The following is a 2,254-nucleotide window of genomic DNA, read 5'->3' as shown; positions in this document are numbered from 1 at the left end:
GTGTCGCGGAAGAACAGCGTCAGGGAGAGGCCTTGGTCGACGTGGCGGGTGGCGGCGGCGTAGGTGTCGATGATCTTCTCGTAGCCGATCTCGTAGGCGTCCTCGAAGAATTCGAGGTTGTCGTCGGTCATGTGCGGGGCCGGGTAGTAGACGCGGCCGAGCTTGCCTTCTTTGCGGATCTCGATCTTCGCCGCGATCGGATGGATCGACGCGGTCGCGTTGTTCACGTACGAGATCGATCCGGTCGGCGGGATGGCCTGCAGGTAGGCGTTGTAGATGCCGTGCTGCCGCACCGATTCCCGCAGCTGCGCCCAGTCATCGCGGGTGGGGATCGCCACGCCTGCCTCGGCGAAGAGGGCGCGGACGCGTTCGGTGGCGGGCTGCCACTCGCGCTCGGTGTACTTATCGAAGTACGAGCCGTCGGCGTAGGCGGAAGTCTCGAACCCGGCGAAAGCCGCACCGCGTTCGATGGCGATCCGGTTGGAGGCGCGCAGAGCGTGGTAGGTGACGGCGAGGAAGTAGATGTCGGTGAAGTCGATGCCCTCCTCGCTGCCGTAACGGATGCGCTGCGAGGCGAGGAACCCGTGCAGGTTCATCTGCCCGAGACCGATCGCGTGCGATGCGTCGTTCCCGGCCGCGATCGAGGGCACCGCGTCGATGTCGGTCTGGTCGGACACGCTCGTCAGTGCCCGCACCGCAGTCTCGACGGTCGCCCCGAAGTCGGGGGAGGCGAAGGCCTGGGCGATGTTGAGGGAGCCGAGGTTGCAGGAGATGTCCCGGCCGACCTGCTCGTACCCGATCGCCGCGTTGTATCGGGAGGGAGTGTTCACCTGGAGGATCTCACTGCAGAGGTTGGACATGTTGATCCAGCCCTGCAGCGGGTTCGCGCGGTTGACGGTGTCCTCGAACAGCACGTACGGGTAGCCGGACTCGAACTGCAGCTCGGCGAGGGTCTTGAAGAACTCCCGTGCGCTGATCGTGCTCTTCCGCACCCGCGGGTTCGCGACCAGCTCGTCGTAGTGATCGTTCACCGACAGATCCGACAGCGGCTTCCCGTACTCGCGCTCGACGTCGTAGGGACTGAACAGGTGCATGTCCCGGTTCTCCTTCGCGAGCTGGAAGGTGACGTCGGGGATCACGACGCCGAGGGAGAGCGTCTTGATGCGGATCTTCTCGTCCGCGTTCTCGCGCTTCGTGTCCAGGAACCGCAGGATGTCCGGGTGGTGCGCGTGGAGGTACACGGCTCCGGCTCCTTGCCGGGCACCGAGCTGGTTGGCGTAGCTGAAGCTGTCCTCGAGGATCTTCATCACCGGGACGACGCCGGAGGCCTGGTTCTCGATCTGCTTGATCGGCGCCCCGGTCTCACGCAGGTTCGTCAGCAGTAGCGCGACCCCGCCCCCGCGCTTGGACAGCTGCAACGCGGAGTTCACACTCCGTCCGATGGACTCGAGATTGTCCTCCAGGCGGAGCAGGAAACAGGACACGAGCTCGCCGCGCTGCGCCTTGCCCGCGTTCAGGAACGTCGGGGTCGCAGGCTGGAAACGGCCGGAGAGCATCTCATCCACCAGCCGGGTCGCCAGCGCCTCGTCGCCCCGACCGAGGAAGAGTGCGGTGGCGACCACGCGTTCCTTGAAACCCTCCAGGTACGTGGTGCCATCGAACGTCTTCAGCGCATAGGAAGTGAAGAACTTGAACGCCCCGAGGAAAGTCTGGAAACGGTGTCCTGCCCCGCGGGCGCGCTCGTGCAGGTCGGTGAGGAACTCCCGACGGTACGCGTCAAGGAACGCCCGCTCGTAGTAGTCGTTCGCAACTAACCACTCCAGGCGCTCGGCCACGCTCGGGAAGGTTCTCGTGTTCGGGTGGACGTGCTGGCGCAGGTACTCCTCGGCGGCTTCCCGGTCCTTGTCGAGCTGGATCGACCCGTCCGGGGCGAACAGGTTCAGCTGTGCGTTGAGGGCGTGGTAGTCCTTCCGCGCGCCGATCCCGGTGCGAGCGGGGGCTTCTGGGGAGATGATGGTCATGCGGTCTTCCTCTCGGTGGATGTCAGATTGTCGGAGGCCTGCTCCCAGAAGCGGGTCAGGCCGTTGTTCACGTGTTCGATATCGCGCAGGGTGCCGAGCAGCTCGAAGCGGTACAGCTCCGGCACCCGGCACTTCGCGGAGATGACAGGGCCGGCGAGGCAGTAGTGCTCGCCGAAGTTCGTGTTCCCCGCCGTGATCACACCCCGAATGAGGGCACGGTTCGCCGGGTCGTT

Annotated in this window: 2 protein-coding genes; both read right to left on the bottom strand. The window is 65.3% G+C overall.

Going from position 1 to position 2,254, the window contains the following annotated elements:
* Positions 1–2,021 (bottom strand): class 1b ribonucleoside-diphosphate reductase subunit alpha (nrdE, locus tag FM119_RS02055; RefSeq protein WP_087136037.1); only part of this gene is annotated, 2,021 nt, incomplete at its 3' end.
* Positions 2,018–2,254 (bottom strand): class Ib ribonucleoside-diphosphate reductase assembly flavoprotein NrdI (gene nrdI, locus FM119_RS02050; RefSeq protein WP_143822596.1); only part of this gene is annotated, 237 nt, incomplete at its 5' end. The genes nrdE and nrdI, both read right to left, overlap by 4 nt.

The organism is Mycetocola reblochoni REB411, from assembly GCF_900163835.1.
GTDB lineage: Bacteria > Actinomycetota > Actinomycetes > Actinomycetales > Microbacteriaceae > Mycetocola_B > Mycetocola_B reblochoni.
The sequence above is the reverse complement of the archived record's forward strand: the minus strand, read 5'-3'. Positions and strand labels throughout refer to the sequence as shown.